The following is a 14,076-nucleotide window of genomic DNA, read 5'->3' on the forward strand; positions in this document are numbered from 1 at the left end:
CAAATATAAAAGTTATAGGCTAAGTTTAAGTTGCTCTGGCAGGAGTTTAAAGCTTTTTCTGTGATAAGGCGTGCTGCCGTGTTCTCTTATGGCTTCCCGGTGCTCTTTTGTGGGGTAGCCTTTATTTTTATTCCAGTTATATGCTGGAAATTCCAGGTGTATTTCCTTCATAAATTCATCACGGGCGGTTTTTGCTAAAATTGAAGCTGCAGCAATGCTAAAAAACTTAGCATCTCCTTTTATTATGCACTCGTGGGGAATATTACGAAAGGGTTTAAATTTATTACCATCTACAATAATATATTCCGGATCGCAGTCTAGGTTTTCTATGGCACGATGCATAGCTAAAATAGAGGCGTTCAGTATATTTAGTTTGTCAATTTCCTCCATATACACATGCTCAATACTATAAGAAATAGCCTCATTTATAATAATTTCTCTAAGCTTATTGCGGTCTCCTTCTCTGGTTTGTTTAGAATCGTTTAGTAATGTGCTTTTAAAATTTTTTGGAAGTATTACTGCGGCAGCAGTTACAGGGCCTGCCAGGCAGCCTCTACCGGCTTCATCGGTACCTGCAACTGAACAGGGAAGGTCGAACATTTTTAGCATACTGCAAAAATTGGAAGAATCGGGGTTTTAAGCAAAACTATTATTCTCTTTTTAGTCATTTCTGTAAATAATCTGTTTAAAAAAAAATACAAGGCATGCATAGTAAATTCTTTGTAAAAAGACTTTTTAGGTGATAAAACAGGTAAAATGTAAATTTATTGATGTCTTGAAAAGTTGTGTGTTTTTATTGAATTCTTAAATAAATGGCTGTTTGAGGACTTGGTTTTTTGTATCTTTTAAAGATGTCTAATGAAATTAAAAGATGATTCAATTTAAAAATCATTTGTTTTATTAAGATTTTATTATGATTTTTGGCGTAGGCTAATTCAAATTTAAACAATAATGAAAAACAAATTACATGGAATGCTTACGCTGTTATTGGCGTTTGTAGTGCAATTTACGTTTGCACAGGAAAAAGTGGTAACCGGTACGGTTATCGATGAAGATGGTTTGCCCTTGCCCGGGGTAAACGTTATTGAAAAGGGTACTACAAATGGGACACAAACCAATTTTGACGGAGAGTATAGTCTTTCTGTAGACGTTGGTGCAGTGGTAACATTTAGTTATGTTGGTTTTGGAGCTCAGGAAATTACTGTGGGTCAAGCCGATGTTTATAATATTACGCTTAGAACCGATGCTGCCGCTTTGAGTGAAGTAGTAGTGGTTGGGTATGGAACGCGAGATAAGACCAATGTAGTTGGTTCTGTAGCTCAAGTTTCGGGAGAGGTATTAGAAGATAGGCCTTCTCCTAATGTTCTAGATGCTTTACAAGGTCAAGTTTCTGGTCTTCAGATTTTTACATCTTCTGGGGAGCCTAATGCTATACCAAGTATTCGTTTAAGGGGAGTTGGATCCTTAGGTGCAGGGTCTACCCCCTTGATTTTATTAGACGGATTTCAAGTTGATCCAGGTGTCTTTACGCGTTTGAACCCAAATGATATTCAGGATATTACTGTGTTGAAAGATGCTTCGGAAACTGCTATTTATGGATCGAGAGCCGCAAATGGAGTTGTTGTAATCACAACTAAGACGGGAAGAAAGGAACAGGATCCTGAGATTAGCGTTGGTGTTCAGCATGGTTTTTCAAATTTGGCAAATACAGATTTTTTTGAAGGAGTTATGAATACTGAGCAGCTTACAAATTTTTGGGTAGATTCTGGGATTTATACTCAGGATCAGATAAACAGTATTTTATCTGAAAATAATGCGGATACAGAATGGTATAAGTATTATTATAAAGAAGATGCTCCTACTACTCAGGTTAATTTGAGTGCTCGGGGTGGTAGTAAAAAAACGAGCTACTTTTTATCTGCTGGTTACTTTGAGCAAGAAGGATTGGCGTTTCGTTCGAATTTTGATAGAATTACACTTAGGAGTAATTTAACGACAGAAATTAATGATTGGTTGTCTACGGGGCTAAATGTGCCCTTGGCTTATTCTACAGACCAAGAAAATCCCTACGGGAGTAATAGTACGAATCGTGGACTCGCCTTATTGGCTCAGCCTTTTTACTCTCCAATTAATCCAGAAACAGGTGAGAGATATGAAGGTGTGATTCCTGGTTGGAATAGATATGATCCAATGTATTTGGCAAACAATAATCCATATGATCGAACTCGATTTCAGATTAACCCTTCGGCTTTTGTTGAATTGTCACCAATAGAAGGACTGTCGTTAAAATCAGCAGTAGGGATAGATGCTTATGACGAAAGAATCACTAGTGAGAGATTGCCGTCTTTTGTGGGGTCTTTAAATGATGGTTCCAGATCTGAATCGTTTAGAAGGGATGTATTGCTCACTATTTCAAACACTGCACAATATGATTTTAATTTAGGGAACGATGGTGTGCATGATGTATCAGCATTAATAGGTCACGAGTTTACAGATTACGATAGAGAGAGTTTTTCTGCTAGCTCTACAGGTCAGTCGGATGATCGTTTAACAATGCTTGGACAAGGTCCTAATAATAGAGATGTAGGTCAAACAATAGCTGAGTATAGTCTTGAGTCCTTCTTTGGAAGGTTAACCTATAGTTTTAATGAAAAATATTATTTGAATCTTACTCTAAGAGAAGACGGTTCTTCTCGATTTGGAAGAGACAATAGAAAGGCACAGTTTTGGGCGGTAGGTTCTAGATGGAATGCTATAAATGAGGATTTTTTTAGTAATATAAGTTGGTTAGATAACTTAGTGCTCAGGGCGAGTATCGGAACTTCTGGTAATTCAGATATAGGGAATTATAACAGTTATGCATTAGTCGGAACTAATCAATATCAAGGGAAAACGGGATGGTCATTGGCAACTCCCGGTAACCCTGCGTTACAATGGGAATCGCAACAAACTGCTCAGGTTGGAGTAGAGGTTGGCTTATTTGATAGAGTGCGATTATCTGTAGAATATTATGATCGCTTGACAGAAAATATGCTTATAGATGTGCCCTACCCGTTTACAACCGGTTTTTCGGAAGTTACAGAAAATACGGGTTCACTTAAAAATTATGGTTTTGACTTGGCTTTGGATTTCGATGTTGTAAAAGATAAAGACTGGAGTATTACCCCCTATGTGAATTTCAATTATAACCAGAATAAAGTAACTGAATTATTTCAAGGGAGGGATTACTGGATAATCCCAAATACAGGTGTATCTTGGTCAGTTGGTGAGCCGCTTAGTTTCTTTTACCCGGTATTTGCTGGGATTAATCCTGAGAATGGTGATGCGGAGTGGTATTTGCCGAATGAAAACCCTGACGAAATAGTAAATAATAGGCAGGATCCTAATAATGTAACAAACGTATTTAATACAGCGGCACTTCAACAGAATACTGGGATAGATAGGTATCCTCCTTTGAATGGTGGATTTGGATTAAGAGCTAATTACAAGGATATTTATTTTGAATCTCATTTTGCCTTTAGTAGTGGAAAATACTTAATTAATAATGATCGATATTTTTATGAGAACCCCTTTCAATTCCCTGGTTTTAACCAAAGCGAACGAATTCTTGATTATTGGCAAGAACCTGGAGATGAAAGTTTGTTTCCAAGAGCCGGTGTTCAGTTTACACAATTTGACTCTAGATTAATTGAAGATGCATCTTTTATACGTCTAAAGAATATAACCCTTGGGTACAACTTGTCTCCTGAAATATTAAATGCAACAGGATTTGTTAAGGGGGCAAAGGTGTATATCACTGGAAGAAATTTATTGACCTTTACAGATTATTTAGGTCCAGATCCTGAGGTTGATAGTAATTTAGGTTTAGGGACAAACCCTAATACTGAACAAATTGTTTTTGGAGTAGATCTTCAATTTTAAATTAATCCTAAATAGTTTAACATGAAAATAATTAGAATAAAAAGTATAATACTTGGTTTTTTCTTGTCAATATCCTTAATGGGATGTGATGACCTGGAAAGATTCCCTAATGATGCCATTGAGCAGTCTCAGTCTTTTCAGACGTTACAAGACGCGGCTACATGGAATAATGGCTTGTACGCAGCAATGAGGGGAGCAGTATATGGTCCTTTTATGTTTACCACTGATATTCAGGCTGACCAATTGAATGCGACTTTAGATTATGGTAATAGAAATGGTAATCCACATCGATGGGAAGGTTTTTTAGCTGATGATGGGGCTTTATCTACCTTATGGAGTGCTTATTACTTCAGGATTAGGGATATTAATGCTGCTTTAGAAGGTTTTGAAAACATTGATGTAACTCCAGAAGAAACGTCTTCATTAGAACTATATAGGGCAGAGGCTTATTTAGCTAGAGCTTTTTATTATCATAATTTAGTTGTAAGGTTTGCGCCGAATTATGATCCATCCTCTGCTTCATCTGACTTGGGTGTGCCATTAGTTTTAGAATTTGATATTACAGAACGTCCAGCTAGGAATACGGTCGAGGAAGTGTATCAGCAAATTTTATCTGATATTGAAAAAGCAAGACCTGCGCTTTCTCAGGTTAGTGGGGAGCAAGGTGCTTACAGGTTTAATATAGATGTTTTAACCGCATTGGAAGCACGTGTGAAGCTGCATATGGAAGATTGGGAAGGAGCTAAATTAGCTGCAGATAAGCTTATAGCATCAGGAAGATATCCTTTAATTGATAATCAGGAGCAGTTTACTGATATGTGGACAACTGGATACGATCAAGAGGTTATAATGAATTTGTTTGTAAGTGCACCTAATGAATTGGCAAATACTAATAGTATTTATTTGGGTTATAATGGAGCAACAAATAGATTTACGCCTGACTTTCTACCTTCGCAATGGGTTATTGACCTCTATGAGGAAGATGATATACGGAGAGATGCTTACTTTTCAGATAATGATACTATTGAAATTAGTGGTGTTACTTATACCGATTTGACTTTAGTAAATAAGTATCCAGGGAATCCGGAATTTTTTACAGGAGCTAACACAAATTATCAACACGAGCCTATCGTTTTTAGGATCGCCGAACTGTACTTAATTTCTGCCGAAGCAGGATTGAATCTCCCGGATGTCAATAGCGCACTAAACGTTCTAAATGAATTAAGAGTATCCAGGGGTCTTGATGCCCTTGATTCTTCTGATGATTTGGTTAATAGTATAATGGAAGAAAGAACAAGAGAACTGGCCTTTGAAGGTTTTCGCTTAGATGATCTTCGAAGATGGGATATGGGCTTTACTAGAAGGGAGCCACAAAATACATTACCGCTAGTTCAGGGTGATAATTTTTATACCAAATCAGTAGAGGCGTCTAATCCGAAATTTATTTGGGGTATACCTACGAATGATATTACAATTAATGATAATCTTGAACAAAACCCAGGTTGGTAAAATTTAATCTTTAGAAATAGATTGTCTATTAATTTAAAACAATAAATGATTCATGTTAAAGTTTTGTTGACTTTTTTTGAAAGAATGAACTTGTTTTTCATATTCTAAAATAAAAATGTAGTCATTATATTGTGAGGCTGTCTGAATATTTTCAGACAGCCTCTTTTTTAATGATATTCTATGTGTTTGTAGGGTTGTGTTTTTTCGATGATTTTTTAGAATATAGGTGGAAGCGTGAACTTTTTTCTGAAAATCTGTTTCAGTTCGTTTTGTTGGGTAAGTTGTGGTGACAATTCTTAGATTTTATTTATTCTAATACTGGTTTCTGTAAATTCAATTAATAAGCACATTTTAAATAAGCCTGTTTATCTTTTAGTTTGAAATAGGTCTTGTCAATATAATTGAGATAATGCAGTTCTTTTTGTTTCGTTCAATTCTTATTTACTGTGGTTTTTATTTTTACTTTTGTGGGAGTTCAAGTTATCTATGAAATTTTATACACTATTTCTTTTTCTGCTAATTCCTATAATAGGTGTTGCCCAAATTAGACCTACTGCCGGTCCCGGGGGGCAAAATGCAGAACAAGCAGGTAAGAAAGAAGATACTATTAAACCTCCAATCTCAGATTATAAAATAATTTCTTTAGCAAACGATACTACTTTTGTAGACACTACGCTTACTATAGAAAAAGATTATAAATTCAATTATCGCCGAAAAGATAATTTCGAATTACTTCCCTTTGCCAATACAGGACGACCATATAATAAACTTGGGATGGATTTTGAAGCCAAAAAATTATATCCTGAATTTGGTGCGCAAGCCAGGCATTATAACTTTTTCGATATTGAAGATATTAAGTATTATCATGTACCTACACCCTTCACCGAGGCCTATTTTAAAACAGTACCGGAGCAGGGGCAACAATTAGATGTTTTGTTTACCATGAATACTTCTGAAAGGTTAAACTTTTCAGTAGGGTATAAGGGAGTACGTGCTTTGGGTAGATATCAGAACATTCTTACCAGTACCGGTATTTTTAGATTCGGACTTAACTATAGAACTTTAGATAGAAAATATCATTTAAGAACACATTTTGTTTCGCATAACTTATTGAATCAGGAGAATGGTGGACTTTCAGATTTAGCGCTTCAACAATATATAGGTAAAGAAGAGGAGTTTGAAGATCGCTCTCTTTTACAGATGAATTTTGAGGATGCGGAAAGCACCTTATATGGCAAGCGTTTTTATCTGAACCATTATTATAATCTTTCTAAATCAGATTCCTTATCCTCAAATGCATTAAAAGTGGGGCATATCTTTAACCACGATTATAAGAAGTTTGATTTCTCTCAAACCAATGCAGCAAATATGATTTTTGGTCCTTCTTTTCAGCAAACAAGTTTAAGGGACCGTGTTAGGTTAACCGAGTTTTATAATGAGGGCTATGTACAGTGGTCTAATAAAACTTTAGGGGAGGTAAAGGCGAAAGCTGCTATTAAAACTTTTGAATACGGATATAAAACTTTTTATATTCGGGAAAATGACACCATTAATAATAAACTTACCGGAGTAAATTATGCTGTGGGTGGTGAATATAAGAAGAAAATAGGTGGATTTGACGTACAGGCGGATGCTATGCTTAATTTAGCCGGCGATTTTACAGGAAGCTATTTTGAAGCACAGGCCGGTTACAGCCTTGATGAAGAAAATAGGCTGCAATTTGGGTTTAATCAAAACAGTCATATGCCAAACTATAATTTTCTGCTTTACCAAAGTAATTATGTGAATTATAATTGGCAAAACGATTTTGATAATATAAATACTCAGAGTCTATATGGTGAGTTAGGTTCTAAAAAATTGCTCGATGTAAGTGCCCGGTTAACGCAAATTCAGAATTATACCTATTTTTCCGAAGGGGAAGATTCTTTAGTGAAGCCTTTTCAGTCCAAAGACCAGGTTAGGTATTTTAAAATAAAAGCTAGTAAGGATTTTGACTTTGGTCTGTTTGCAATAGATAATACCTTGATGTATCAAAATGTATTAGATGGTGCTTCTGTATTAAACCTGCCTGAATTTGTGACTCGTAACAGCATATATTATAAAGACGAGTGGTTTGACAAGGCACTATATTTACAAACCGGTTTTACATTTAAATATTTTACAAAATATAATATGAATGCCTACGATCCTGTGCTAGCTGAATTTTATGTGCAGAACTCATCCGAATTTGGTAATTATCCGGTTGTCGATTTCTTTTTTAATGGAAAGGTAGATCAAACTCGTATCTTTTTTAAGCTGCAACATTTAAATTCTTTAATCGATAAGAATAATAATTTTGTAGCGCCACGCTATCCTTATATGGATTTCCAGGTGCGTTTTGGCGTTGTTTGGAACTTTTTTCTCTAGTTTTTCTGTTGAAGTTATTTTATTCGTCTGTTATTTTAACCTATTGAATGTTAAATTGCTTTGTGAAGCCTCTAGATTATGATGAATTTGGGATGTGATTTGTGTATTTTGTATGAAATCCTGAAAAGTAATTAAATTTGAAGAATATTGTTGTGCATCTAAAAAACAGCAGTATATTTGCACCCGCTTTGCGCCACAAGAGGTTTGGGGTTCTAAGTTAAGAAGTTCATTACATACTGGGATTACGATGTTTTGAGAGCTAAGAAAGCTCAAAAAAAATAAAAGTAAAAAAACTTTATTTTTTGCTTGTCAGATTCAAAAGAGGTTGTATATTTGCAGCCGCAAAAACAGCGAAGGATTTTAATAAAAATTGTAGTTGTTTTTAAGTTCTTTTAATCGGGTAAAGCTTTCAAAAAAACTTAAAATTTTTCTAAAAAATATTTGGTTGATAAAGAAAAAGCATTGTATATTTGCAGCCGCTTACAGCGGAAACAAGTTCCCAAAAATATTGAAAAAGAAACTGCCGGACGGGGCGTTATATAAGAAAGGTTCGACTCCTTTGGTTTTTACAAGACAATTTCAGTGATGGTGCTGGAGGGTTGGTTTTTAAACTGCTAACTATCTACTAAATACTGTTTACTGAGAAGAAGTTCATTGATTTATTGAATTGACAGCGCGTACGTTTTTCGCAAGAAAAACGATACAAATAATTTTAGAATTAAGACTAGATAAGTCGTCTTTGAGTACAGATTTTGATTGTTGTAATTATAATTAAGAAACAACGATGAAGAGTTTGATCCTGGCTCAGGATGAACGCTAGCGGCAGGCCTAACACATGCAAGTCGAGGGGTAACATAGAAAAGCTTGCTTTTCTGATGACGACCGGCGCACGGGTGAGTAACGCGTATACAACCTACCTTTTAGCGGGGAATAGCCCAGGGAAACTTGGATTAATGTCCCATAGTATGGAGGTCTCTCCTGAGATCATCATTAAACATTTATGGCTATTAGATGGGTATGCGTCCTATTAGTTAGTTGGTAAGGTAACGGCTTACCAAGGCAGCGATAGGTAGGGGTCCTGAGAGGGAGATCCCCCACACTGGTACTGAGACACGGACCAGACTCCTACGGGAGGCAGCAGTGAGGAATATTGGACAATGGGCGAGAGCCTGATCCAGCCATGCCGCGTGCAGGAAGACTGCCCTATGGGTTGTAAACTGCTTTTACAGAGGAAGAACCACTCCCACGTGTGGGAGTTTGACGGTACTCTGCGAATAAGGATCGGCTAACTCCGTGCCAGCAGCCGCGGTAATACGGAGGATCCGAGCGTTATCCGGAATCATTGGGTTTAAAGGGTCCGTAGGCGGGCAATTAAGTCAGTGGTGAAAGTCTTCCGCTCAACGGGAGAACTGCCATTGATACTGATTGTCTTGAGTTATTATGAAGTGGTTAGAATGAGTAGTGTAGCGGTGAAATGCATAGATATTACTCAGAATACCGATTGCGAAGGCAGATCACTAATAATACACTGACGCTGATGGACGAAAGCGTAGGTAGCGAACAGGATTAGATACCCTGGTAGTCTACGCCGTAAACGATGGTTACTAGCTGTTCGGCCCGATTAAGGGTTGAGTGGTTAAGCGAAAGTGATAAGTAACCCACCTGGGGAGTACGTTCGCAAGAATGAAACTCAAAGGAATTGACGGGGGCCCGCACAAGCGGTGGAGCATGTGGTTTAATTCGATGATACGCGAGGAACCTTACCAGGGCTTAAATGTAGTCTGACAGGACTGGAAACAGTTTTTTCTTCGGACAGATTACAAGGTGCTGCATGGTTGTCGTCAGCTCGTGCCGTGAGGTGTCAGGTTAAGTCCTATAACGAGCGCAACCCCTGTGGTTAGTTGCCAGCGAGTAATGTCGGGAACTCTAGCCAGACTGCCGGTGCAAACCGTGAGGAAGGTGGGGATGACGTCAAATCATCACGGCCCTTACGTCCTGGGCCACACACGTGCTACAATGGTAGGGACAGAGAGCAGCCACTTCGCGAGAAGGAGCGAATCTATAAACCCTATCACAGTTCGGATCGCAGTCTGCAACTCGACTGCGTGAAGCTGGAATCGCTAGTAATCGCATATCAGCCATGATGCGGTGAATACGTTCCCGGGCCTTGTACACACCGCCCGTCAAGCCATGGAAGCCGGGGGTACCTGAAGTCGGTCACCGCAAGGAGCCGCCTAGGGTAAAACTGGTAACTGGGGCTAAGTCGTAACAAGGTAGCCGTACCGGAAGGTGCGGCTGGAACACCTCCTTTCTAGAGCAACGCCTTTTAAGGCAATGCGCAATAATTAAAGGGAAGTTCTTAAAGCTCTTTTTTGGTCTTGATTCTAAGCTGTCGATTTAATTTAAAAAATTGTATAGTGTATGCTGTATAATGTATGTTGAAGAGGTTTTATTGAAAAAAACCTTATTCATAATACGATTTGCAATATATATTTAACAAGGGACAGTCTCATAGCTCAGCTGGTTAGAGCGCTACACTGATAATGTAGAGGTCGGCAGTTCGAGTCTGCCTGAGACTACAGCGCGCTAAAGCGCAGTTAAAGGTTAAAAGTTCAAAGTAATTTGAATTTGGGACAACAACGTTCATTACAAATTGAAAGGAAATTTTAGAAGTTGGGTAACCCAGTTTGCAGTAAGCAGGAGCAGTTAGCAGTAATAAAGACTGCCTACTGAATACTGAGACTGCCGACTAACAAATGGGGGATTAGCTCAGCTGGCTAGAGCGCCTGCCTTGCACGCAGGAGGTCATCGGTTCGACTCCGATATTCTCCACGATTCCTTAAGATCTAAGGGAGATAGGTAATTTAAACAATCAGGAAATGCGTAAAGCATATTCGTTTGCTTACCATCAATTTTAGATTGTTAGAGAGGAAAAAAGTTCATTGACATATTGAGAAACAAAGAATACGAGAAAACTACAGTTATAGGATGTAAATTTTATAACGAGGTAAATTAATTATATTAATAGAATACATTGTGATTTAAGGTCACGAGAAATTCGAGCATAAGCAAGAAGCATACAAGCTAGATAAGGGCGTATGGGGAATGCCTAGGCTCTCAGAGGCGAAGAAGGACGTGATAAGCTGCGAAAAGCTGCGGGGATTGGCACATACAAGTTGATCCGCAGATATCCGAATGGGGCAACCCACTATACTGAAGGTATAGTATCCGCAAGGAGGCAAACCCGGAGAACTGAAACATCTAAGTACCCGGAGGAAGAGAAAACAATAGTGATTGCGCTAGTAGCGGCGAGCGAACGTGCATTAGCCCAAACCATAAGGTTTACGGACCTTATGGGGTTGTAGGACCACAATATTTGTTACAAACAGAATTAGAACAAGTTGGAAAGCTTGGCCATAGACGGTGACAGCCCGGTATAGGTAATGGATGTAATGATAGTGGTATCCTGAGTAGTGCGGGGCACGTGAAACCCTGTATGAATCCGGCGGGACCATCCGCCAAGGCTAAATACTCCTGAGAGACCGATAGTGAACCAGTACCGTGAGGGAAAGGTGAAAAGAACCCTGAACAAGGGAGTGAAATAGATCCTGAAACCATACGCTTACAAGCGGTCGGAGCCCTTTGGGGTGACGGCGTGCCTTTTGCATAATGAGCCTACGAGTTACCGTTGCCAGCAAGGTTAAGCAGTTCAGCTGTGGAGCCGTAGCGAAAGCGAGTCTTAATAGGGCGATTTAAGTTGGTAATGGTAGACGCGAAACCGTGTGATCTACCCTTGGGCAGGTTGAAGCTGTGGTAACACATAGTGGAGGACCGAACCCGTTGACGTTGAAAAGTCTTGGGATGACCTGAGGGTAGGGGTGAAAGGCCAATCAAACTCGGAAATAGCTCGTACTCCCCGAAATGCATTTAGGTGCAGCGGTATAATAGTTTTATAGAGGTAGAGCTACTGATTGGATGCGGGGGCTTCACCGCCTACCAATTCCTGACAAACTCCGAATGCTATAAAATGTTTTATATCAGTGAGGGCATGGGTGCTAAGGTCCGTGTCCGAGAGGGAAAGAACCCAGACCATCAGCTAAGGTCCCCAAATGTATGTTAAGTTGAATAAACGCGGTTGGACTGCCCAGACAGCTAGGATGTTGGCTTGGAAGCAGCCATTCATTTAAAGAGTGCGTAACAGCTCACTAGTCGAGCGGTCCGGCATGGATAATAATCGGGCATAAACATACTACCGAAGCTATGGATTTCATATTTAGATATGGAGTGGTAGGGGAGCATTGTAACAGAGATGAAGGTGAGTCGTGAGGCTTTCTGGATTGGTTACAAAAGAAAATGTAGGCATAAGTAACGATAATGCAGGCGAGAAACCTGCACACCGAAAGACTAAGGTTTCCCCAGCTATGCTAATCAGCTGGGGGTTAGTCGGGACCTAAGGCGAACCCGAAGGGGGTAGTCGATGGACAACAGATTAATATTTCTGTACTTGCCCCACGTTAAAGCGGACGGAGGCGAAAAGTTGGTGCGTGCTGACGGAATAGCACGTTGAAGGGAGTGGTAACACCCCGATAGTACACAAAAGCTTCGGCTGGCGTGATAATCCAGCGGATCGACTTCCAAGAAAAGCGAGTGGATGCAACCCGTACCGTAAACCGACACAGGTAGTTGGGATGAGAATTCTAAGGTGCTCGAGAGATTCATGGCTAAGGAACTAGGCAAAATAGGCCCGTAACTTCGGGAGAAGGGTCGCCCCGCTTTTAGCGGGGCCGCAGTGAAGAGGTCCAGGCGACTGTTTATCAAAAACACAGGGCTCTGCTAAATCGAAAGATGATGTATAGGGCCTGACACCTGCCCGGTGCTGGAAGGTTAAGAGGAGATGTTAGCTTCGGCGAAGCATTGAATTGAAGCCCCAGTAAACGGCGGCCGTAACTATAACGGTCCTAAGGTAGCGAAATTCCTTGTCGGGTAAGTTCCGACCTGCACGAATGGTGCAACGATCTGGACACTGTCTCAGCCATGAGCTCGGTGAAATTGTAGTATCGGTGAAGATGCCGATTACCCGCTACGGGACGAAAAGACCCCGTGCACCTTTACTATAGCTTAGTATTGACTTTGGACAAGTGATGTGTAGGATAGGTGGGAGACTTTGAAGCGCCGTCGCCAGGCGGTGTGGAGTCATTGTTGAAATACCACCCTTTACTTGTTCGGAGCCTAACCTCACTTTGTGAGGGACAGTGCTTGGTGGGTAGTTTGACTGGGGTGGTCGCCTCCAAAAGAGTAACGGAGGCTTCTAAAGGTTCCCTCAGCACGCTTGGTAACCGTGCGTAGAGTGCAATGGCAAAAGGGAGCTTGACTGAGAGACATACAGGTCGATCAGGTACGAAAGTAGAGCATAGTGATCCGGTGACACCGCGTGGAAGGGTCATCGCTCAAAGGATAAAAGGTACGCCGGGGATAACAGGCTGATCTCCCCCAAGAGCTCACATCGACGGGGGGGTTTGGCACCTCGATGTCGGCTCGTCACATCCTGGGGCTGGAGAAGGTCCCAAGGGTTGGGCTGTTCGCCCATTAAAGTGGCACGCGAGCTGGGTTCAGAACGTCGTGAGACAGTTCGGTCTCTATCTGTAGTGGGCGTTAGAAATTTGAGTGGACCTGACTCTAGTACGAGAGGACCGAGTTGGACCAACCTCTGGTGCACCAGTTGTTCCGCCAGGAGCACTGCTGGGTAGCTACGTTGGGAAGGGATAAGCGCTGAAAGCATATAAGCGCGAAACCCACCACAAGATGAGATTTCTTTAAAGGACCGTGGGAGACGACCACGTTGATAGGCCATAGGTGTAAAGGCAGCAATGTCATAGCCGAGTGGTACTAATAATCCGTAAAGCTTGATGCGATTCCTGTTATCCTGCAAGGGATAACAGGAGCTTGAATGCTTGCCGCAGTTTTATTTTATTTTTTGTTTCTTTTAATATGTCAACTTATTAGAGTAGGCAGTTGTAAGTAAAAGAGTAAGCAGGAAAACCTGCGAACTTATAGACTGTAAACTGCATACTAAAGACTTAAGGTGGTTATGGCAACGGGGCTCACCTCTTTCCATTCCGAACAGAGAAGTTAAGCCCGTTAGCGCAGATGGTACTGCTATTTGTGGGAGAGTATGTCACCGCCTTTTTTTTAAAAGACCTTTACAGCAATGTAAAGGTCTTTTTTTTTGAGCTAATTTTT

Annotated in this window: 4 protein-coding genes, 2 tRNA genes and 3 rRNA genes; 8 read left to right on the forward strand and 1 reads right to left on the reverse strand. The window is 40.2% G+C overall.

What is annotated here, in order from left to right:
- Positions 1 to 12: 12 nt before the first annotated feature.
- On the reverse strand, positions 13 to 609 hold the full coding sequence (locus I6U49_RS09450) for a ribonuclease HII (protein ID WP_198628482.1): 597 nt from the start codon (positions 607 to 609) through the stop codon (positions 13 to 15).
- A gap of 342 nt (positions 610 to 951) precedes the next feature.
- Here I6U49_RS09450 and I6U49_RS09455 point away from each other — a divergent pair, with 342 nt between their 5' ends.
- From I6U49_RS09455 to rrf, 8 genes are all read left to right on the forward strand, one after another.
- Positions 952 to 3,921: a SusC/RagA family TonB-linked outer membrane protein gene (locus I6U49_RS09455; protein WP_198628483.1), complete on the forward strand. Its 2,970-nt coding sequence runs from the start codon at positions 952 to 954 to the stop codon at positions 3,919 to 3,921.
- 21 nt (positions 3,922 to 3,942) lie between these two features.
- A complete protein-coding gene (locus I6U49_RS09460; protein ID WP_198628484.1) occupies positions 3,943 to 5,430 on the forward strand; it encodes a RagB/SusD family nutrient uptake outer membrane protein in 1,488 nt (495 codons plus the stop codon).
- 486 nt (positions 5,431 to 5,916) lie between these two features.
- On the forward strand, positions 5,917 to 7,836 hold the full coding sequence (locus I6U49_RS09465) for a putative porin (protein WP_198628485.1): 1,920 nt from the start codon (positions 5,917 to 5,919) through the stop codon (positions 7,834 to 7,836).
- A 781-nt stretch (positions 7,837 to 8,617) separates the two neighbouring features.
- Positions 8,618 to 10,147, forward strand: a 16S ribosomal RNA gene (locus I6U49_RS09470).
- 194 nt (positions 10,148 to 10,341) lie between these two features.
- A tRNA-Ile gene (locus tag I6U49_RS09475) sits at positions 10,342 to 10,415 on the forward strand.
- A gap of 179 nt (positions 10,416 to 10,594) precedes the next feature.
- A tRNA-Ala gene (locus I6U49_RS09480) sits at positions 10,595 to 10,668 on the forward strand.
- Positions 10,669 to 10,912: 244 nt separating this feature from the next.
- Positions 10,913 to 13,747: ribosomal RNA gene (locus tag I6U49_RS09485) — 23S ribosomal RNA — on the forward strand.
- 167 nt (positions 13,748 to 13,914) lie between these two features.
- A 5S ribosomal RNA gene (gene rrf / locus I6U49_RS09490) occupies positions 13,915 to 14,023 on the forward strand.
- Together the 16S, 23S and 5S rRNA genes with 2 tRNA genes alongside form the textbook arrangement of a ribosomal RNA operon.
- Positions 14,024 to 14,076 lie beyond the last annotated feature (53 nt).

Source organism: Salegentibacter maritimus, from assembly GCF_016236915.1.
Classification (GTDB): domain Bacteria; phylum Bacteroidota; class Bacteroidia; order Flavobacteriales; family Flavobacteriaceae; genus Salegentibacter; species Salegentibacter maritimus.